The organism is Larkinella ripae (assembly GCF_054780775.1).
This window is the reverse complement of sequence record NZ_BAAGVR010000014.1, coordinates 56,461-74,647: the sequence shown is the minus strand read 5'-3', so window position 1 is coordinate 74,647 and position 18,187 is coordinate 56,461. Positions and strand designations below refer to the sequence as shown.

The 18,187-nt window shown below is 53.2% G+C and carries 19 protein-coding genes; 9 read left to right on the top strand and 10 right to left on the bottom strand.

Features of this window, described 5'->3' with window-relative positions:
* Positions 1-8: 8 nt before the first annotated feature.
* Both ACYVHX_RS07215 and ACYVHX_RS07210 read right to left on the bottom strand, forming a co-directional pair.
* Positions 9-1,724: a M56 family metallopeptidase gene (locus tag ACYVHX_RS07215; RefSeq protein ID WP_460670958.1), complete on the bottom strand. Its 1,716-nt coding sequence runs from the start codon at positions 1,722-1,724 to the stop codon at positions 9-11.
* 2 nt (positions 1,725-1,726) lie between these two features.
* On the bottom strand, positions 1,727-2,089 hold the full coding sequence (locus ACYVHX_RS07210; protein WP_134024829.1) for a BlaI/MecI/CopY family transcriptional regulator: 363 nt from the start codon (positions 2,087-2,089) through the stop codon (positions 1,727-1,729).
* Positions 2,090-2,273: 184 nt separating this feature from the next.
* Between ACYVHX_RS07210 and ACYVHX_RS07205 the strand changes: the two genes are divergently transcribed.
* On the top strand, positions 2,274-2,747 hold the full coding sequence (locus ACYVHX_RS07205; RefSeq protein ID WP_460670957.1) for a gliding motility lipoprotein GldH: 474 nt from the start codon (positions 2,274-2,276) through the stop codon (positions 2,745-2,747).
* Between the two features lies 1 nt (position 2,748).
* On the top strand, positions 2,749-3,378 hold the full coding sequence (locus ACYVHX_RS07200) for an LON peptidase substrate-binding domain-containing protein (RefSeq protein WP_460670956.1): 630 nt from the start codon (positions 2,749-2,751) through the stop codon (positions 3,376-3,378).
* A gap of 70 nt (positions 3,379-3,448) precedes the next feature.
* On the opposite strand, the gene ACYVHX_RS07195 is transcribed toward ACYVHX_RS07200, so the two are convergent.
* On the bottom strand, positions 3,449-4,585 hold the full coding sequence (locus ACYVHX_RS07195; RefSeq protein ID WP_460670955.1) for an AI-2E family transporter: 1,137 nt from the start codon (positions 4,583-4,585) through the stop codon (positions 3,449-3,451).
* A gap of 176 nt (positions 4,586-4,761) precedes the next feature.
* On the opposite strand from ACYVHX_RS07195, the gene ACYVHX_RS07190 reads away from it, so the two are divergent.
* From ACYVHX_RS07190 to ACYVHX_RS07180, 3 genes are all read left to right on the top strand, one after another.
* Entirely contained in the window at positions 4,762-5,607 is an 846-nt protein-coding gene (locus ACYVHX_RS07190; RefSeq protein WP_460670954.1) for a hypothetical protein, read from the top strand.
* 262 nt (positions 5,608-5,869) lie between these two features.
* A complete protein-coding gene (locus ACYVHX_RS07185) occupies positions 5,870-6,574 on the top strand; it encodes a response regulator transcription factor (protein WP_460670953.1) in 705 nt (234 codons plus the stop codon).
* 18 nt (positions 6,575-6,592) lie between these two features.
* Complete coding sequence (locus tag ACYVHX_RS07180) at positions 6,593-7,627, top strand: sensor histidine kinase (protein WP_460670952.1); 1,035 nt, start codon at positions 6,593-6,595, stop codon at positions 7,625-7,627.
* Positions 7,628-7,649: 22 nt separating this feature from the next.
* On the opposite strand, the gene ACYVHX_RS07175 is transcribed toward ACYVHX_RS07180, so the two are convergent.
* Positions 7,650-8,216 (bottom strand): DNA-3-methyladenine glycosylase I, encoded by a 567-nt coding sequence (locus ACYVHX_RS07175; RefSeq protein ID WP_460670951.1) that lies wholly within the window; start codon positions 8,214-8,216, stop codon positions 7,650-7,652.
* Positions 8,217-8,331: 115 nt separating this feature from the next.
* On the opposite strand from ACYVHX_RS07175, the gene ACYVHX_RS07170 reads away from it, so the two are divergent.
* Both ACYVHX_RS07170 and ACYVHX_RS07165 read left to right on the top strand, forming a co-directional pair.
* Positions 8,332-9,051, top strand: a complete 720-nt coding sequence (locus tag ACYVHX_RS07170; protein WP_460670950.1) for an RluA family pseudouridine synthase — start codon at positions 8,332-8,334, stop codon at positions 9,049-9,051.
* Positions 9,052-9,110: 59 nt separating this feature from the next.
* Positions 9,111-9,410, top strand: coding sequence for a Dabb family protein (locus ACYVHX_RS07165; protein ID WP_460670949.1), 300 nt, complete (start codon positions 9,111-9,113; stop codon positions 9,408-9,410).
* A gap of 50 nt (positions 9,411-9,460) precedes the next feature.
* Here ACYVHX_RS07165 and ACYVHX_RS07160 read toward each other — a convergent pair whose 3' ends face one another.
* From ACYVHX_RS07160 to recQ, 4 genes are all read right to left on the bottom strand, one after another.
* Positions 9,461-10,681 (bottom strand): PSP1 domain-containing protein, encoded by a 1,221-nt coding sequence (locus ACYVHX_RS07160; RefSeq protein ID WP_460670948.1) that lies wholly within the window; start codon positions 10,679-10,681, stop codon positions 9,461-9,463.
* Positions 10,682-10,961: 280 nt separating this feature from the next.
* Positions 10,962-11,576 (bottom strand): outer membrane beta-barrel protein, encoded by a 615-nt coding sequence (locus ACYVHX_RS07155; protein WP_460670947.1) that lies wholly within the window; start codon positions 11,574-11,576, stop codon positions 10,962-10,964.
* A gap of 211 nt (positions 11,577-11,787) precedes the next feature.
* Positions 11,788-13,077: a phosphoribosylamine--glycine ligase gene (purD, locus tag ACYVHX_RS07150; RefSeq protein ID WP_460670946.1), complete on the bottom strand. Its 1,290-nt coding sequence runs from the start codon at positions 13,075-13,077 to the stop codon at positions 11,788-11,790.
* Between the two features lie 67 nt (positions 13,078-13,144).
* Complete coding sequence (gene recQ / locus ACYVHX_RS07145; protein ID WP_460670945.1) at positions 13,145-15,355, bottom strand: DNA helicase RecQ; 2,211 nt, start codon at positions 15,353-15,355, stop codon at positions 13,145-13,147.
* Between the two features lie 72 nt (positions 15,356-15,427).
* On the opposite strand from recQ, the gene ACYVHX_RS07140 reads away from it, so the two are divergent.
* Entirely contained in the window at positions 15,428-16,420 is a 993-nt protein-coding gene (locus ACYVHX_RS07140; protein WP_460670944.1) for a KpsF/GutQ family sugar-phosphate isomerase, read from the top strand.
* A gap of 54 nt (positions 16,421-16,474) precedes the next feature.
* On the opposite strand, the gene ACYVHX_RS07135 is transcribed toward ACYVHX_RS07140, so the two are convergent.
* Positions 16,475-16,948: a DUF4293 domain-containing protein gene (locus ACYVHX_RS07135; protein WP_460670943.1), complete on the bottom strand. Its 474-nt coding sequence runs from the start codon at positions 16,946-16,948 to the stop codon at positions 16,475-16,477.
* A gap of 31 nt (positions 16,949-16,979) precedes the next feature.
* Here ACYVHX_RS07135 and mnmC2 point away from each other — a divergent pair, with 31 nt between their 5' ends.
* Positions 16,980-17,657: a tRNA (5-methylaminomethyl-2-thiouridine)(34)-methyltransferase MnmC2 gene (gene mnmC2 / locus ACYVHX_RS07130; RefSeq protein WP_460670942.1), complete on the top strand. Its 678-nt coding sequence runs from the start codon at positions 16,980-16,982 to the stop codon at positions 17,655-17,657.
* A 16-nt stretch (positions 17,658-17,673) separates the two neighbouring features.
* Here mnmC2 and ACYVHX_RS07125 read toward each other — a convergent pair whose 3' ends face one another.
* Entirely contained in the window at positions 17,674-18,165 is a 492-nt protein-coding gene (locus ACYVHX_RS07125) for a GAF domain-containing protein (RefSeq protein WP_460670941.1), read from the bottom strand.
* Between the last annotated feature and the right edge of the window lie 22 nt (positions 18,166-18,187).

Sequence of the window (18,187 nt, the reverse complement as noted above, 5' to 3'; positions counted from 1 at the left end):
AACCGGGTTTAGAGATTATTTTCCGTAGCCAGTTGCCGTTTTGTAGTCACCACCACCAGCGCTTCCGTCTTGAAAGGCGGTTTCACCATCCCGATCTGGTCCTGGTCAAAAACCGCTACGGCCAGTTTGTCCGTGGGCGATAATTGCCGAAACTGGGCGTAGGTACCTGGCAGGCCGTCGATCAGAAAAGTCACTTTCTGCTGCTGGCTGCGGGTCAGCGGCCGGTGCTCCCAGAGTTGGCGGCCGATCTCCAGAACCGGCAATTTGATCGAAAAAATGGCGTCGACAATTTTGCCATCCAGGGTCGTAGCGCCGTATTTTCCGGCCGGTCCAAACCGCCGGAGCGCTTCCCGGGCCGTCAGGGAATTCCGCTTAAAATTAGGAAGGGTGCCAAAACCGAGCGGCTGACCGGGGCGCATCTTTAACAGGCGTCCGTTCAGCACCACCACCGGTTTTTCGTGCTCCCAGAGCGCGTACAGCGTGTCGGGCAGCAGCATGGGCTGGCGGGTGGTTTCCACCACAAATGGTTTCGATGGCTGCGATTGGTGCGCCGAAAGCACGAAGGGCGGAATTTGCCGCTTCGTTCGGGCAATCACCTTATTGCCGGTTTTCACTTCCACCGAAATATAGTCGATCAGTCCGGCCGGATTGACGTCGGCCTGATACGCCATCGTCATGTTTTTTTCGGCAAAAACCGCCCGCATCACTTCCAGGTCCTGAACCGTCGTCACCGCCGTAATGAGCCCAAATACGCCAAACGAATTGTCGACGACGTACTTGGACACGGTTTTGGGGGTATTGAAGGCGGTGCAGGATACCAGAATAACCCCCGCGAAAAGCAGATACGACCAGCCGGAGCCCACCGGCCGGGGCCGGTTCATCATCGAAATCCGACTTTTTAACTGCTGCTGGTTAAAGGAATTGCCCGCCGGGCGAACCGGCAGGGGAGCCGAGTCCGCCAGACTGGCTTTCAGCAGGTAATACTGGTACGTTTTTTTCTCCACGCCTTCGTCCAGCACCTCCCGGTCCACGAGGTACTCCAGGTTTTCCTGCACCAGCTGCTGGTGCCACCACGCAAACGGATTGAACCAGAAAACGATCCGCAGCACCTCGGCCGCCAGCATATCCAGGCTGTGCCACTGGCGGCAGTGAACGCGCTCGTGCCGCATGATCTGGTCGAATTCGTCGGGTTCATACAAAACCGGGTTCAGAATAACCCAGCGAAAAAACGAGAAAGGCGCGCTCACGTTTTCGTTGATTACCAGCCAGATCGTCTCCTGCCAAAACCGCTCCGAGTGCGCGATGAGCCGGCCCAGCGACCAAAGTTGCACCAGCAGCCGACCGGCCAGAAAGATCACCCCCGCCAGATACGCCCACAACGCCAGCTTCGGCCCGTTGAACGGAACCTCGTCCGGTTCGGCAACAAAGGCGTCCGTAACCCGGTTTTGCGGTTTTGGGGCTGTGGCCGCGAATTGGGCCGGTTTCAGCCGCGACCAGTCCACCACCCGAAAATGGGGGACGGTTTGCTGCACCAGATTCCGGATGGGCGCGGGCCGGAAGTCGGGCAGTTCGACAAGCGGCAGCGCCAACGCCAGCGCCACGTTCAGGCTGAGCAAAAACCGGTTCAGGCCAAACCAGGTGGCCCGGCGGAGCAGCAGCCGGTAACAAAGCGTCAGCACCGCCAGAATCAGGCCCGCTTGCAGGAGGTAGATCAACAGGCTCATGGCTACTGCCCCTTCTCGATCATGGTGATGATTTCTTTCAGTTCATCGACCGAAATCTTGTCTTTTTTGGCAAAATAGCTGACCAGATTTTTGTAGGAATCATCGAAGTAATCCGACACCACTTTTTTCAGCACAAAGCGGTTCTGGTAATCTTCCTTGCTGATAATCGGGTAGTATTCGTGCGTGTTGCCATACGCCTGATGGCCCACGTAACCTTTTTCTTCGAGGTTCCGGATGATGGTCGAAACCGTGTTATAATGCAGCGGAGGATCGGTGAAATACGGCAGCATGTCTTTGACGAACGACTGCTCGACTTTCCACAACACCTGCATGATTTCTTCTTCTTTCGCGGTTAGCTTTTCCATTGTGCTTGTTTTAGGTTAACGAATCGGGTTGCCGGGCCGGAGCGCCGGTGGCCTGAGAACGAATTTAAAACGATTTAGGTAGTTCACAAACTATTTTCATAGTTTTTTATCGGGGTGAATCAGCTCCGGTTTGGTTTGGAACTTTCCGGACGGGTCGTAGTTTTGTAGCAAGACCGCTGAACGCATGAAAAAAATACCACTCAGATTACTGGCCGGTTTGTGGCTGCTGCTCGCTGGCTGCGACGAAAAGGCGGTTTATAAAGGCATCGACGACATCAAAGACGGCACCTGGTACATCAACAACGCCCCGGAATTTACGTTTGAAATTGCCGATACTACCCTGACGTACAACATTTATTACAACATCCGCAACAGCGTTTCGTACCCGTACTACAACTTGTACATCCGGCGTTATTTGCTGGACGGGAGCGGGAAAATGCTGGAGTCGAAACAGGATGAACTGACGCTGCTCGATCCCAAAACCGGAAAACCGTATGGCGACGGCCTGGGCGACCTGTTCGACCACCGGATCAGCATGATGAAAAAATACCGTTTTTCCCGAAGCGGAAAATACACCATTCGCCTGCGGCAGTACATGCGCCAGAATCCCCTGCCGGAGATTTACAGCGTGGGTGTCACGGTCGAAAAAGATTTATAGCATGGATATTTATTTGCCTCTCTTTCCGCTGAACCTGGTGGTGTATCCCCATGAAGATCTGAATCTGCATATTTTTGAAGAGCGGTATCGGCAATTGATTAACGAATGCCTCGAAACCGGCCAGACGTTTGGGATTCCGGCGTTTATTGAGAACAAGCTACCCGGTTTTGGCACGGAAATGAGCGTGACGACCCTGCACAAACGCTACGATGACGGCCGGATGGACATCAAATCGAAAGGGTTGCGGATCTTCCGGATTGCGACGTTCGAAAACCCGGCGCCGGGCAAGCTCTACGCGGGCGGACAGGTGGAAGTGGTGGAAAGCAAACCGGAAACGGGCGATCACCTCGACGAACTGGTTGTCAAAGTGACCCGCTTGTACCGGCTGCTCCAGATCAACGCGGAGATTGACGAGCTAACGCCCCTGCTCTCGTTTCGGGTGGCTCACAAAATTGGCTTGTCGGTCGATGAAGAATACGAACTGCTGACGATTGAGCGCGAAAACGACCGCCAGCGGTTTCTGATTCGCCACCTCGACCGGGTGCTGCCGGTGGTTGCGGAAATGGAACGCACCAAAGACCGCATCAAAATGAACGGCCATTTCAAAAACCTCGATCCGTTGAAATTTTAGGAAGGAGGAAAGGGAGAAGGGATAAAAGGAGCAACTCTTCTTTTGTTGCTCCCTTCATCCTCTCATCCTTTTACTCCACCAGATTCTTTACTTTTTTCGGGATTTTATCCGTGATATCCTTTACATTCATCGGCCTGGTTTTCTGGCGTTCGGCTTCACCCAGCACAAAACCGTACGGTTTGAGCGGATCGACGGCGTCGAAAACCACCTTCAGAATGGCCGTCATCGGCAGGGCCAGAATCAGGCCCGTAACCCCCCACAACTGCCCCCAGAGTAACAGCACAATGATGGCCGCCAACGGATTGATGCTGACTTTCGAGCCGACAATGTAGGGCGTAATGAAATTGCCTTCCAGAATCTGGACGAACGAAAAGACCCCGATGACGCCCAGCGCCACCAGCGGATTGTCGTTGGTCAGCAACGTAAACAAGGCGGGGAGCAGTGACCCGATCAGAATCCCGATGTACGGAATCAGGATCATGAAGGCGCCCAGAAAGCCGAAAAAAATCGCATAATCGATGCCCAGAATGAGCAGCCCGACGGTGTTCAGGATGCCCACAATGATGATAACCAGCACCAGTCCGACCAGGTAATCTTTGACGACGGTATAAATCCGGCCAAAGACCACGTCAATTTTCGCCCGTTTGGTGCTGCTGAATACTTTGTAGAAGAACGTCCGGAAAAAATCGCGGTAGAGCATCAGAAAAAAGATGTACAGCGGAACGATGGAAATCGTCGAAAGCGTGTTGGTGGTCGCCAGCAGCGTCGAGGTCAGAAACGAACCACTTTCGCGAATGAGCTCGTTGAAGTAGCCCCGGGCTTCTTCGGCCAGTTTGGAACGTTCGATGTGAAACCGGTCTTCGCCGAAGGTCTGGAGCCGGTCGAGAATCTGGTTGCCGCGTTGCAGCAATCTGGGCGCTTCGGCGGTGAAGTTGGCAATTTGCAGCGAAATGAGGTAAAACAGCAGGTATAAAAAACCGATGACAATCACCAGACACACCAGAATGGCCGGTACGCGCGGAACGCCCCAGCGTTCGAGCCGGTGGTTGATCGGGTACAGAATCATGGCAAACAAAATCGAAAAGACCAGCGGCACCAGCAAATCCTGCATGGCTGACAGCCAGTAAACCAGAATCGTGGTGATGATCAGAATGCAGGCCAATCGAACATACGTCGGCAAATGAGCTTCAGGAAACTTGTTTTCCATATTTTTGTATACTACCCGGTTTTCAGTTTACGGTTTTCGGTATACGGTTTTCAGTTTACGGTATTCAGTGGTGATGTGTGCCTGCTGCCGGGTAAACGGAATGGAGTAGCCGAAATGCGTCAGCCACCGAAAACCGTATACCGAAAACCGTAAACTATTCTAATAAGATACACGAAATGACCTCTTTTCTTCTTTTTCTGTTTTCGCTCAAAGTGTCGCTTTGTTCCTGCCAGGCCGAAAACCGGCGCAGCGGTTTTCGGAGCGGGCGATCCCAGTACACGGTTTCGCGGGTGGGTCGGCTGGCGTCGGTCGTGAACGAAAGTTCGGGCCTGGTCTACCGCGCCCACCGGAATACGTTCTGGACCCACAACGACAGCGGAGGCCGCCCCACGCTCTACGAATTGGCCCGCGACGGGTCGCTGGTCGATTCGCTGCCGCTGCCACTGCTCAAAAATCGGGATTGGGAAGCCCTGGCGAGTCAGGACAGCACGGTTTTGTTTATCGGTGACATTGGTAACAACGCCAACGCCCGGCCCCAACTCGATATTTACCGGATCGAACCTAAACTACCTAACCAAATTCAGCGCATAACGTTTCAATACGCCCGCCAGCGGAGTTTCCCGGCGCCGAAAAATACGCGGAATTTCGACAGTGAAGCCTTGTTTTTTGCCCGCGACAGCTTATTTCTGGTCTCGAAAAACCGGTCGCGGCCCCGCCGGTTCGTCAACCTCTACGGGCTTCCGGCCCAGGCCGGCCACTACGCCCTGGCGCCGATCGACAGTGTTTTCCTCAAAAGCATGGTGACCGATGCCGCCCTCAGCCCCGACGGCCAAACGCTGGCGGTGTTGACCTACGGCAAAATCTTTCTGTTCGAGCAGCCGCAAAACCGCATCAGCCTGCGGCACCCGACGCGCTGCCTGCGGATTCCGCGCGGCCAGACCGAGGGCCTGACGTTCGTGAACAACACGGATCTGGTGATGACCAACGAAGGAGGAGGTTTGTATTTGATTCGGAAGAAGTGATGGTAAGGTTTTGATACGGCACTAGGGCATTCGGGGGCAGACGGGCAGTCGTTACTGGTCTGTGACAGGCTATTTAGCAGACACGAATCAGCTTGAGACAAGAACGATCTGGCTTTATTTTTGCTCCGCCTGTTGCAAAGTTTTCCGACAAATTTAATACCGTCATTCCGTGTTATCTTTTTGTTAACAATGGAGTTAACTTCGTAAAATTGCTGACACAGCGCGTAACTTCGGGTCTGAATTACACCAACAAACCTACCGAATGAGTGCCGCCAAAACTTCGCAACAACTCCACCGTGTGCTGGTTGTCGATGACGATCCGGACATTGTTGAAATGTTGCAGTACAACCTGGAAAAGGAAGGATACGACGTCCGCACTGCCCCCGACGGCCGCAAGGCCCTCGATACGGCCCGCGCGTTCGTCCCCGAACTGGTGCTGCTCGACATCATGATGCCGCAACTCGACGGGATCGAAACCGGTCGCCAGTTGCGCAACATGCCGGATTTGCGCCAGACCTATATTCTGTACCTGACGGCGCGTTCTGAAGAGTATTCGGAGGTGGCGGCTTTTGAAATCGGCGCCGACGATTACATCACTAAGCCCATCAAACCGCGGGCGCTCATGAGCCGCATCAATGCGCTGTTCCGGCGCGAAGCCCAGAAAGCCGATCCGGGCGAAAAAATCGAAATCGGCGGCCTGACCATCAACCGCCTGAACTACACCGTGACGACCGGCGACAAAACCGTCGTTTTGCCCAAAAAAGAATTCGAACTGCTGTTTTTCCTGGCCCTGTCGCCCAACAAAGTGTTTGGCCGCGAAGAGCTGCTGCAAAAAATCTGGGGTGTCGATATTTACGTTCTCGAACGCACGGTGGACGTGCACATCCGGAAATTGCGGGAAAAAATCGGCGAAACCTACATCAAAACCCTGAAAGGCGTCGGCTATATGTTCAATAATGAAGGATAAGAATTTTACCTTTACTTCATGTCCTTCAGTCCCCGTGTTATTGCGTTTCTGCTGGCCGGTCTGATTTCAGGCTTGACCGTTGCGTTTCTGGCGTTTGTGGAAGGCGTCACGAAAAGCATGCTGTTCGTAGTGGCCATTTCCTCGCTGATCGTCTCGTTTTTCCTGATTCTGTACGCCATCGAAATTCTGGTGTTCCGCGAAGTCAACAAGCTGTACAAAACCATCCACAAGCTGCGGATGCGCGATTTTTCGCTGTCGCGCAACACCATCGTCAAGAGCAACAACCCGTTCAAGAAGCTGAACGACGAGATTTTTGTCTACGTCGCCCGCAAGCAGAAGGAGATTGAAGAACTCCGGCGGCTGGAGCAGTTTCGGCGCGAGTTTCTGGCCGACGTTTCCCACGAACTGAAAACCCCGGTTTTTGCCGCGCAGGGCTTTATCCACACGCTCATCGACGGGGCCGTGGACGACGAGAAAGTGCGGGATAAATTCTTGTCCAAAGCCGCCAAAAGCCTCGACGGTCTGGATGCGCTGGTGAAGGATCTGGTCGCGCTCTCGCAACTGGAAACCGGCGAAGTCAAGATGAATTTCGAGCCCGTCGATCTCTATCTGGTGACGCTGGAAGTGTTTGAACAACTGGAAACGACGGCCAATGCGCGCGGCACCTCGCTGAAACTCAAAGCCAGTCCGCCCGGGGCGGTTCTGGTGAAGGCCGATCCGCAGCGCATCACACAGGTGATGACCAACCTGATCGAAAACGCCATTAAATACGGCAGCGAAGGCGGCAAGGTACAGGTCAGTTTTGAGGAAGAAAAAAAGCAGTACAACGTTCAGATTCGCGACAACGGCCCCGGGATTCCGCCGGAGCACCTCAACCGCATTTTCGAACGGTTTTACCGCGTCGACAAAAGCCGCTCGAAGGAACGGGGCGGCACCGGTTTGGGCCTGGCAATTGTGAAACACATCCTGAACGCCCACAAATCGAAAGTTACGGTGATGAGCAAACTGGAAAAAGGCACCGCCTTCAGTTTCAAGCTCGACAAAGCGGATTGATGCCGGGCGGTGCCGGTGCTCATCACGGTTTTGAATCCTGACGCGTCGTGTGCCACAAGGGTCGGGCGGCCAGCACGTTTTCGTAAACCGCGCAGTCGGCGGTATGGGCGCCGGGTAGATAGCCAATGCTCATCAGAAATTCATTGACGATTTCGCCACCCGTAAACCGGAACGTCTTTTTGAACAGCTTCACCCATTCTTCCTTTGTTTTGGGGTGGTTTGCTTCCAGCCATTTTTCAAAGGAACCGTACTCCTTTTGCAGCCCTAAAATAGTTTTAGCATTTTCGATGGCGGCATTGATCTTCAGCCGGTTGCGGATGATGCCGGGCTCGGCCATGAGTCGTTCGCGGTCGGTTTCGGTGTAGGCGGCAACGGTTTGGAGATCGAAGTTGTCGTACGCTTTTCGAAAACCGGCTTCTTTTTTCAGAATCGTCTCCCAGCTCAAACCGGCCTGGTTGATTTCCAGCACCAGCCGGGCAAACAGTTCGTTGTCGTCGTGAATCGGAAAACCGTAATGAAGGTCGTGGTAGGTTTTGTGCAGGGCCTGGCGGTCGGCCGGCAGGGTTTCAATGGCGCGGCAATAGGACATTTTGTTCGGAGTTATTCGGGGCAAAAATAGGGCGTGGCCGCTTTTGAAAGAAGTCTGAACCGGGCGGTTTTTAAAAAGGGAATTTTTTGCCCGTTGATCGCATTACCTTTGCAGGATGAAACTGAATTTTGAAGACCTGATTGTTTTCGAGAACGACGACTATATTCTGATCAATAAGCCGCCCTCCATTGCTTCGCTCGACGAACGGAACGCCGATAAGTCGCTGAGTATTTTGCGGCTGGCCAAAGCCTACCACCCCGATGCTCAACTGGGTCACCGGCTCGACAAGGGCACGTCGGGCATTCTGGCGATTGCCAAAAATCCGGCGGCTTACCGGCACTTGGCCATGCAGTTTGAACACCGCGAAGTAACGAAGCGCTATCATGCCGTGGTGGACGGCGTACACGATTTCGAGGGCATTTCGGTGTATTTGCCGATTTCGCCGGTGAAGGACGGAACCGCCGTGAAAATCGACCGGCAGAAGGGCAAAGATGCCGAAACGATTTTCAACACCCTACAGGTTTACCGGCAGCACACGCTCGTGGAATGCATTCCGATTACGGGCCGGATGCACCAGATCCGGGTCCACCTGATGTGCCTGAAAGCGCCCATCGCCAATGACCCGACCTACGGCGGAAAGCCGGTTTTTCTGTCGGAACTGAAACGGAAGTTCAACCTGAAAAAAGATACCGAGGAACAGTCGCTGATTCAGCGCGTGGCCCTGCACGCCCGCTCGCTGACGTTTGACCTGCTGGACGGCGAACGGACGGTTTTTGAAGCGCCGTATCCGAAAGATTTCGAGGTATTGGTGAAGCAGTTGGAGAAAAATAGTTAGTTTTCAGGCTCAAAACCCGTTACCACAAAACCGTACCGGCGATCCGGTCGAAACGAAACATGTTTGTTCATACCGTTTATTTCTGGCTTAACAACCCCGGCAGCGACGAAGATCGGCAGGCCCTGCGCGCTGGTCTCGAAACACTGAAAAGCATCACGCACTTTGAAGCTCTGTATATTGGCAAACCCGCCGACACCCGCCGTCCGGTGATCGATCATTCCTACGATTGGTCGTTGACCTACGTTTTTCGCGACAAAGCCGCTCACGATGCGTATCAGGTTGACCCGGTTCACGAGAAATTTGTGGAAGATTGCGCCCGGTACTGGAGTCGGGTTCAGATCTACGATGCCGTGGAATAAAAACCGTTCTTCTAAAAACAAAAACCCGGCTGAAAACCGGGTTTTTGTTTTTATGACGCTTTGCCGTTTTCCGGGCGACTGTTCTGAGCCGCCGGACCCGCAGCGGGTCCACCGCCCGGTGCCGGTTTTTTCTTTTTGCGTTTTTTCTTCCGGTCGCTCCGATCACTGAATTTTTTGTCCAGTTTCTCCAGATCGCTATTGAGCGAGGTGAGTCCTTTGGCCGCTTCTTTGCGCTCGGCTACCGGTTCCAGCAGGTCGAACGATTCGGGAATGATGCCTTTTTTGTTCAGCTCCTGAATCTGCACCACGCGCTCGACGGGCAGCGGATACCAGGTGCTTTCGGTGTTGTAGCCAAACCACATGATGCGCCGGAAAATATCGGTTTTCTGAAGCGAAGCCCGGCCTTTCTGGGTCTCAAGCGGTTTTTCCACCTGCGGAATGTCGCGCAGGGCATCCACGTAGGTTTCCAGTTCGTAGTTCAGGCAGCACTTCAACCGTCCGCACTGGCCGGATAACTTGCTGGGATTCAGTGATAAATTCTGGTAGCGGGCCGCCGAGGTGGTGATGTTCTTGAAATCCGTCAGCCAGGTGGAGCAGCAGAGTTCGCGGCCGCAGGAGCCAATGCCGCCCAGCCGCCCGGCTTCCTGCCGCAGACTGATCTGCCGCATTTCGACCCGGATTTTAAACTCAGCCGCCAGAATCTTGATCAACTCCCGGAAGTCAACCCGCTCGTCGGACGAGTAGTAGAAGGTCGCTTTCGTGTTGTCCGACTGGTACTCAACATCGGACAATTTCATGTTCAGCTTCAGTTCCTTCACCACTTCGCGGGTGCGGTACATGGTGGTGAGGTCGCGGGCGATGGCCTGTTCGTGCTTTTCCAGGTCTTTCTGCGAAGCGACCCGGTGAATTACCTTCAGATCATCGGAGAACGGAATGTTTTTTTTCAGCATCTGCAAGCGAACCAGTTCGCCCTGCAGCGACACGCACCCGATGTGATAGCCCGTCTGCATTTCGCACACCACAAAATCGCCGGTGGTCAGGTCGAGCTGGTGCGGGTTTCGGTAATACTCCTTGCGTCCTCCTTTGAATTTTACTTCCACGGCTGCGTCGTACCGGCGGGTGGAGGGCGTCTCCATGTTACTCAGCCAGTCGAAAACGTTCATTTTGTTGCAGCCGCCGGTGCCACAGGCCCCGTTATTTTTACATCCTTTCACGGCTCCGGCTGCGTTTTTAGTTCCGCAGCCTCCGGTCGTGCATGATTTGCATCCCATAACTCATATCTATAGTTAAGAGTTAAACGTGAAAAGTGAAGCATTGAAAAACCGCCCGTTCCCATCACGGTTGACAGAAAGCCGGTTTTGATTGCTTTTCCTTCTTACTTATTAACTCTGTCTGAGCCCGATTCCGGATCACATTTGCTATAGATCCGGTTCGGGAATGAACGATTTGAAAAGCCGTTGATTAAACAACAGCGACAGTTTGTACTGTAAAATTATCCCTAAGTTAATAAAAAAAGACACACCAGTAGAGTTAAGTCATTTCTGCCCGCGCTCACTGACCCAGCAAAACCGCAAAACCGACATCCAGGGAGAGCTTTCGGGTGTTGAAGGTGAAATCGGTGACCGCAGGCGGGTTGGTCAGGATCAGGACTTCACTGCTGGACTGGGTTATGTTGTAACTCAGTCCGGCCGACAAAAGCACGTTGCGATTGATGAAGTAGGCCAGGCCGAGGGTCGGGGCCAGATTGAAGGTGTGGCCTTTCAGCGTCCGATCCGTCGAAGTGACGTTTTTGTAAATTGTCCTGCTGCGGCTGTAGGTATAACTCACGCCCAGATAAGGCTTTAGGGACGACCGCCCGGCGTAATACCGGATAAATGGACCCAGGCCGAGGCTCCAGGTGTGCGGTCCCGATGCACTGACCGGACTGTTATACGACGATTGGTTGCTCGAAAAAGGGAGGGCAACGCCAATCAGCAAATTATTGACGGGAAAATAGCCCGCCGAGGGGTTGGCATCGACGGTAAAATTGTGGCCTCCATCGTTTTTAAATTTCTGGTAGGAGACGTTGCCCACCTGAGCGCCGATGAGCCAGCGTCCTTTTTCGGTTTGCGCCATCGCACTGGAAGCAATGGTCAGCAGTAGTAGCAAAAACTGGATATTTTTCATAGTTATGACGTGTTAAGGTGTGAAACTAGATCAATAGTACTAAAAATCAGGAATTTTTCAGTCGTATTGTAATAAGTTCATGCGTAGGACTACCGCGCAGCAATGCTGGTGGAGGGCGGTTTTTGAGCCCTCCATTAGGTGGTTAAGATTTTACAAGGCACAAAAAAACCGCCCCGGTGGTGCAGGGCGGTTTTACCTTATCGTACTTTTCTTAGTCCTGGTACCGGATCAGATCCAGGCCGATGTCTTTCCGGTAGTATTTCCCTTCAAACTGCACCGCCCGGGCCGCTTTCTGCGACTTCATAACGGCGTTTTCGAGCGAATTGGCGATGGCCGTCAACGCCAGCACCCGGCCGCCGTCGGTCAGCACATGGCCGTTGAAACCAGGTTTTGTGCCGGCATGAAAGGCCGTCACATCCTCCAGCCCGGCCAGGTCCGTAATGGATTTGCCTTTTTCGTACGTGTCCGGATACCCGCCGGAAACCACCACCGTCGTTACGGCGGTTTGGGGAGATACCTGCAATTGAATTTTATCCAGATCGCCCTCCGCCGTTGCCAGCATCAGTTCCACAAAATCCGTTTGAATCCGCGGCAGCACCACTTCCGTTTCCGGATCGCCCATCCGCGCATTGTATTCAATGACGTACGGTTCTTCCTTGACATTGATCAGGCCGACGAAGATAAAGCCCTGATACCGAATGGCTTCCTGCTGTAAACCGGCCAACGTCGGTTTGACGATTTTCTCTTCTACTTTGCTGAGGAACTTGGCCGTGGCAAATTTCACGGGCGAAACCGCCCCCATGCCGCCGGTATTCGGGCCGGTGTCGCCCTCGCCGATGCGCTTGTAATCTTTGGCTTCGGGCAGAATTTTGTAGTTCACGCCATCCGTCAGCACAAACACCGACAGTTCGATGCCCCGCAGAAATTGCTCGACCACCACTTTGTGTCCCGCTTCACCAAACCGCCCCCCGGCCAGCATATCGGTCAAAACTGACTTGGCCTCGGCCACGGTTTCGGCAATGATAACGCCCTTTCCGGCCGCCAGACCATCGGCTTTCAACACCACCGGCAGCGTGTGGCTTTCCAGGTACGCCAGCCCTTCTTCCAGCGTTTCCGTGGCAAAGGTTCGGGATGCGGCCGTTGGAATACCGTACCGCTGCATGAATTGTTTGGAGAAATCCTTGCTGCCTTCGAGCTGTGCTCCCCGCTGATCGGGGCCGACAATGCGCAGGTTTGACAGTTTTTTCCTGGACCGTAAAAAATCGACCAGTCCTTTAACCAGCGGTTCTTCCGGACCGATGACCAGCAAATCAATGTGGTGCTCCTGAATCGCCTGGGCAATGGCTTCCTGATCGTTAAACGCAATCGGCAGGTTCGTGGCTACCAGGGCTGTTCCGGCATTACCGGGGGCGACAAACAAGTTGCTGCACAGTGGGCTTTGCGCTATTTTCCAGGCAAATGCGTGTTCCCTACCGCCCGAACCAAGTATGAGTATATTCATTAGGAATGATGAATGATGAATGATGGACGATGAACCTTGGAAAGTCATCATTCCCATCATTCATCATTTAATTTGCTACTTCTGATAAAAATTTAATTCGCATTAATCGTAATTCTTCTTCGGAGTAATCATCGCCCGCAAACTCGCGCATGGCCACGCCGATGTTGTCGGTTTCGGCCCGCATGAAGTAGTCGTAAATATCATCCTGGCGGTCGCCGTCCATAATCTGGTTGATGTAATAATCTAGGTTGAGCCGGGTACCGGAATAGCAGATGTGTTCAATTTCCTCGATCAGGTCTTCCATCGATAAGCCTTTCGCTTCGGAAATTTCTTCCAGATCAACTTTGCGGTCGATTTGCTGAATGATGAAAATCTTAACTTTCGATTTATTCACCATCGACTTCACCACCACGTCCTTGGCCGTTTCGATGTCGTTTTCTTCGACGTATTTGGCGATCAGATCGATGAACGGTTTGCCGAATTTAACCACCTTGCCCATCCCGACGCCGTTGATCTGGGCCATTTCCTCCCGCGTGGTGGGGTAGGTGGTCGCCATTTCTTCAATGGACGGGTCCTGAAAAATGACGTACGGCGGCAGGTTTTTCTCTTTGGCAACCTTCTTCCGCAGCGCTTTCAGCAGGCCCAGCAGGGCTTCGTCGTAGGCACCCCCCGACGCAGCGGTTGTATCCTTGTCGTCGTCGTCGGCCTTTTCTTCGTCAATTTCGTAGTTATGGTCTTTCGAGAGGGTAACCGGATACGGATCTTCGATGTAGTTCTGGCCTTTCTGCGACAACTTCAGGACGCCGTAATTATCGACATCCTTGTCTAAATACCCATAAATCGTAATCTGCCGGACGAGTGAGCACCAGAACTCCACGGTTTCGTTGAATTCTTTGCCCCGCCCATACACCGGCAAGTTGTGGTGTTCGTAACTGGTAATGTATTGATTTTCAGTGCCGGTTAAAACATCCGCCAGGTGAGCCGTGTCAAACCGCTGATCGGTTTGCAAAACCGACTGTAGGGCCAGCACCACCTCATCCTGCGCCTTGAACTTCTCGGTGGGCTTCATGCAGTTGTCACAAAAACCGCAGTCTTTCTCCTGATACTCACCGAAATAACTCAGCAATTGCCGCCGGCGGCACACGCCCAGGTTGGCATACGACACCATTTCCATGAGCAGGTGTTTGGCGTTGTCGCGTTCCGTCACCGACTTGTCTTTGTTGAATTTCTCCAGTTTGACAATGTCGTCGATGCTGTAGAACATCAGGCAGTTGCCTTCCAGCCCGTCGCGGCCCGCCCGCCCGGTTTCCTGGTAGTAGCCTTCGAGCGATTTAGGCGCGTCGTAGTGGATAACAAACCGCACATCCGGTTTATCGATTCCCATGCCGAACGCGATGGTGGCCACCACCACGTCCACGTCTTCGTTCAGAAACGCATCCTGGTTCGCCATGCGGGTCTGCGAGTCCAGACCGGCGTGGTAGGGGAGCGCCTTGATGTCGTTGACCGTCAGCAGCTCTGAGATTTCCTCGACGGTTTTGCGGCTCAGGCAATAGACAATCCCCGACTTGCCTTTGTTGTTCTTGATGTACCGGATCAGCTGCTTTTTGGCATCCGTTTTCGGTCGGATTTCGTAGTAGAGGTTCTTGCGATTGAATGACGTTTTGTAGATGTGAGCGTCCTCCATTTGCAGGTTCTTCTGAATGTCCTGCTGCACTTTGGGCGTAGCGGTGGCCGTCAGGGCAATCACCGGCAGGTTACCGATGTTGTCGATAATGCCCCGGATTTTGCGGTATTCGGGCCTAAAATCGTGGCCCCATTCCGAAATACAGTGGGCTTCGTCGATGGCCACAAACGAGATACTGGCCTTTTTCAGAAAATCCAGGTTTTCTTCCTTCGTCAGCGATTCGGGCGCGATGTAAAGCAGTTTCAGCGTACCGTTCAGGGTATCTTTCTTGACTTTGCTCATTTCGGCCTTGCTCAGCGTCGAATTCAGGAATTGGGCGTTGATACCAAAGGCGTTCATCTGATCGACCTGGTTTTTCATCAGGGCAATCAGGGGAGAAATGACAATGGCCGTTCCGTCGGACGAAATGGCCGGAAGTTGGTAGCACAGGGATTTGCCGGCACCCGTGGGCATAATTACAAAGGAATTGATACCCGCCAGAATATTATGGATAATGGCCTCCTGGTCGCCCCGGAACTGGCTGAATCCAAATATCTCTTTTAGCTTCTCTTTTAGCGATACCTGTACCGAAGGGTCTATCTGCTGCGTCGTCATCTCAAATTGCGGAAGGTTCCTGTCACTTTTTTTGGTTGTATCTTTGCCTTTATAAAATTAGTTAAAAACCGATTGACAAAAGCAACATTGAAATTAGTTAAGAAAAATATTCAGTCGATAGCCCGAAACGTGCTGTTTGCGGAAGCGGAAGCCATCCGGCAGGCCATCGACGGAATCGACGAGCAGTTTGAGCAGATCGTCGAGACCATTCTCCAGTGTGCCGGCCGGGTTGTTGTGACCGGCATTGGCAAGAGTGCAATAATCGGACAGAAAATCGTTGCCACTCTCAATTCGACCGGAACCCCCGCTCTTTTCATGCACGCAGCCGACGCGATTCACGGCGATTTGGGGATGATTCAGGCCAGCGATGTGGTGATTTGCATCTCCAAAAGCGGCAATACGCCCGAAATCAAAGTACTCGTTCCGCTCCTGAAGCGAACCGGGGTTCAACTCATTGCACTGGTTTCCCAGACGGATTCGTACCTCTGCCGGCAAGCCGATTTTGTTTTGAAAGCCGCTGCCGAAACCGAAGCCGATCCGCTCAACCTGGTTCCGACCACCAGCACCACCGTGGCGCTGGCGCTGGGTGATGCCCTGGCCGTCAGCCTGCTCAACGCCCGGGGATTCACCAGTCAGGATTTTGCCCGGTTCCACCCCGGCGGGTCGTTGGGCAAAAAGTTGTATTTAAAAGTTAGTGATATTTATCCACATCACGAAATTCCGACGGTTTCTCCGGACGCCACCGTTCACGAAGTTATTCTGGAAATGACCTCCAAACGACTGGGTGCTACGGCGGTGGCGGATCAAAACGGGCAGTTGGCCGGCATTGTTACCGACGGCGACCTTCGGCGGATGCTCAACCGGTTTACTCCGCAGCAACTTGGATACTTGTGCGCGGCCGATATCATGACCACCGCGCCCCTGTGCATTCTGCCCGACGAATACGCCACCCACGCCCTCAAAATCATGCAGGATCGCAGCATTACGCAGTTGGTGGTGGCCGTCGACAACCGCATCAAAGGCTTCATTCACCTGCACGATTTGCTGAAGGAAGGACTTGTGTAGTGAAGAGTTGGCTGGCGCACGCTTTTCACGCTTAATTCATCACTCTTAACTCCTTTAGCGCAGTCGATCCGATTCCCGGACCAGCTTTTCGTCCCGCCGAATAAAGCGGTTGGCCAGCATATTGCAGATCAGCGCGGCCACGATGCCGTAAAAACCGACGCCAAAGCTGCCCTGATCGTCCGGATTGAAATACTCTTTGCCTTTGTAAAGCGTCATGTACAGCACAACGCCCATCAGCGCCGTCAGTAAAATGGCGTTGATGGCACACATTCCCATTTGCAGCAACCGGTTTCGGTATTTGAAAATGGTAAATAGCGAGATTCCGGCGACGCCAATGGCCAGAATGGCCAGGTAATAAACCGGGGTAATATAGGAAGAAATTCCTTTGGTATACACCAGTTGCAAAGCGGTCAGGCGGGCGGTTTCGTTGGGATTAAGACCGGTTTTCTCCCAAATCGGGACACCCAGCACCACGCCCATGCACACGACAATCAGGAACAGAAATATGGTTTGAATGCGTTGAAGCATAATATGAATTTTTTGAGTTTGCGAAGATAGTATGAGGAATACTGAAAAGAAAACAGAATCGCGGATCGTTTTGACCGCCGACGGTTCCAGTTCGGTCTACAATTCTGCGTTTAACCAGCATTACCACTCTATTTTTGGGGCGCTGCAGGAATCGCAGCGGGTTTTTATCGAACTGGGATTGCTGGCCGCTTTCGAGCGGTTTGCCGACATCAACGTTTTTGAAATGGGGTTTGGCACCGGTTTGAACGCGCTTCTGACGGCCCTGGAAGCCGAGAAAGTAGGCCGGAATGTCACCTACACCGCCGTAGAAGCGTTTCCCTTGCCGCTGGAGGAAGCCCGCGAGCTCAATTTTGACGAATTGCTGGATAGCCGCTCCCTGAACGCCCTGCACGAAGCGCCGTGGAACCGCCGGACCACCATCAACCCGTTTTTCCAGGTGTTGAAATACGAAAGTCGCTTGCAGGATTTTCAAACCGAAGAACGGTTCAATCTGGTGTATTTTGACGCTTTTGCGCCGGAAGCTCAGCCCGAATTGTGGACGCAGGCGGTTTTTGAACAACTAGCAGCTCAACTGCAACCGGGCGGTTTGTTGACGACTTACTGTTCGAAGGGATACGTGAAGCGAAACTTAAAAGCCGCCGGTTTTCAGGTGGAAAAGCATCCCGGTCCGGCCCGAAAACGGGAAGTGCTGCGGGCCATCCGGCTTTAAACCCGGTTTTGGCCCCTTATTTTTTTAAAAGCGCCGTAATGAGCGCGGCAATTTTCTCCAGTTCCTGCTGGTCCGTTGCGCTGAAATCGTTTAGTTGATCGCTGTCAACATCCAGCACCATCGCGACGTTTCCGGCCTGGTCAAAAACCGGCACCACAATTTCGGATTTCGACAGCGAGCTGCACGCAATATGCCCCGGAAATTGCTCGACATCCGGCACCAGCATCGTTTCCCGGCGTGAATAACTGGTGCCGCACACGCCTTTGCCGAAGTTGATGCGGGTGCAGGCAATCGGTCCCTGAAACGGCCCCAACACCAGCTGACCGTCTTTTTTGAGGTAAAAACCGACCCAGAAGAAGCCGAACGCTTCCTTCAAAGCCGCCGTGATATTTGCCAGATTCGCGATCAGATCCGGTTCGCTTTCCGTGAGCGCCCGCAGTTGCGGCAACAGACTTTCGTACAGTTCCTGCCGTTGTGTGGTTTGGGGAAGGATCAGCGTTTCAGACATATATGGAGGATAGGAGAAAGGG

What these genes read in the sequence shown, in the direction of transcription:
- ACYVHX_RS07215 (WP_460670958.1), bottom strand. Translation starts at nt 1,724, where the DNA reads ATGAGCCTGTTGATCTACCTCCTGCAAGCGGGCCTGATTCTGGCGGTG.
- ACYVHX_RS07210 (WP_134024829.1), bottom strand. Translation starts at nt 2,089, where the DNA reads ATGGAAAAGCTAACCGCGAAAGAAGAAGAAATCATGCAGGTGTTGTGG.
- ACYVHX_RS07205 (WP_460670957.1), top strand. Translation starts at nt 2,274, where the DNA reads ATGAAAAAAATACCACTCAGATTACTGGCCGGTTTGTGGCTGCTGCTC.
- ACYVHX_RS07200 (WP_460670956.1), top strand. Translation starts at nt 2,749, where the DNA reads ATGGATATTTATTTGCCTCTCTTTCCGCTGAACCTGGTGGTGTATCCC.
- ACYVHX_RS07195 (WP_460670955.1), bottom strand. Translation starts at nt 4,585, where the DNA reads ATGGAAAACAAGTTTCCTGAAGCTCATTTGCCGACGTATGTTCGATTG.
- ACYVHX_RS07190 (WP_460670954.1), top strand. Translation starts at nt 4,762, where the DNA reads ATGACCTCTTTTCTTCTTTTTCTGTTTTCGCTCAAAGTGTCGCTTTGT.
- ACYVHX_RS07185 (WP_460670953.1), top strand. Translation starts at nt 5,870, where the DNA reads ATGAGTGCCGCCAAAACTTCGCAACAACTCCACCGTGTGCTGGTTGTC.
- ACYVHX_RS07180 (WP_460670952.1), top strand. Translation starts at nt 6,593, where the DNA reads ATGTCCTTCAGTCCCCGTGTTATTGCGTTTCTGCTGGCCGGTCTGATT.
- ACYVHX_RS07175 (WP_460670951.1), bottom strand. Translation starts at nt 8,216, where the DNA reads ATGTCCTATTGCCGCGCCATTGAAACCCTGCCGGCCGACCGCCAGGCC.
- ACYVHX_RS07170 (WP_460670950.1), top strand. Translation starts at nt 8,332, where the DNA reads ATGAAACTGAATTTTGAAGACCTGATTGTTTTCGAGAACGACGACTAT.
- ACYVHX_RS07165 (WP_460670949.1), top strand. Translation starts at nt 9,111, where the DNA reads ATGTTTGTTCATACCGTTTATTTCTGGCTTAACAACCCCGGCAGCGAC.
- ACYVHX_RS07160 (WP_460670948.1), bottom strand. Translation starts at nt 10,681, where the DNA reads ATGGGATGCAAATCATGCACGACCGGAGGCTGCGGAACTAAAAACGCA.
- ACYVHX_RS07155 (WP_460670947.1), bottom strand. Translation starts at nt 11,576, where the DNA reads ATGAAAAATATCCAGTTTTTGCTACTACTGCTGACCATTGCTTCCAGT.
- purD (WP_460670946.1), bottom strand. Translation starts at nt 13,077, where the DNA reads ATGAATATACTCATACTTGGTTCGGGCGGTAGGGAACACGCATTTGCC.
- recQ (WP_460670945.1), bottom strand. Translation starts at nt 15,355, where the DNA reads ATGACGACGCAGCAGATAGACCCTTCGGTACAGGTATCGCTAAAAGAG.
- ACYVHX_RS07135 (WP_460670943.1), bottom strand. Translation starts at nt 16,948, where the DNA reads ATGCTTCAACGCATTCAAACCATATTTCTGTTCCTGATTGTCGTGTGC.
- mnmC2 (WP_460670942.1), top strand. Translation starts at nt 16,980, where the DNA reads ATGAGGAATACTGAAAAGAAAACAGAATCGCGGATCGTTTTGACCGCC.
- ACYVHX_RS07125 (WP_460670941.1), bottom strand. Translation starts at nt 18,165, where the DNA reads ATGTCTGAAACGCTGATCCTTCCCCAAACCACACAACGGCAGGAACTG.